This is a genomic window from Fischerella muscicola PCC 7414 (assembly GCF_000317205.1).
GTDB classification, from domain to species: domain Bacteria; phylum Cyanobacteriota; class Cyanobacteriia; order Cyanobacteriales; family Nostocaceae; genus Fischerella; species Fischerella muscicola.
Genome location: NZ_AJLK01000240.1, coordinates 1 through 471 on the forward strand (window position 1 = coordinate 1; position 471 = coordinate 471).

A 471-nucleotide genomic window follows, 5' to 3' on the forward strand; every position below is an offset into this window, starting at 1 on the left:
TCCACCAAGCTAACTTTGCTAAGTCATACCTGTAATTGGTAAACTAGCCAAAAACAGGGTATAACATGGCAAAAAAATACGTTGTTGACTTGAGTGAAGATGAAGTTGCTCAACTACAATCGATAATTAAGAAAGGTAAACACAAGGCAAGAAGTATAACCCGTGCAAACATTCTTTTGATGGCATCTGAAGATGAGACAGACTCGGCGATCGCAGATAGAGTTAGAGTTCATGTTGCCACAGTACAAAGAACAAGAGAAAAATTTGTGATGGGGGGATTGAATTGTGCGTTAGAGGATGAAAAACATCCACCAAAAGCGAAAAAGTTAGATGAAAAGCAAGAAGCATTATTGATTGCGACTGCTTGTTCTGACCCACCAGAAGGAAGAGTGCGTTGGACAATGCAACTACTAGCAGATCACCTAGTGAATCTTGGGATAGTAGATTCAATTTCTGACGAAACAATACGCC

1 protein-coding gene is annotated in these 471 nt (G+C 39.9%); it reads left to right on the forward strand.

The features are described 5' to 3' along the window. Window positions 1–65: 65 nt before the first annotated feature. The coding region (locus UYI_RS0131440; RefSeq protein WP_016870656.1) for a helix-turn-helix domain-containing protein at window positions 66–471 on the forward strand (406 nt) is incomplete at its 3' end.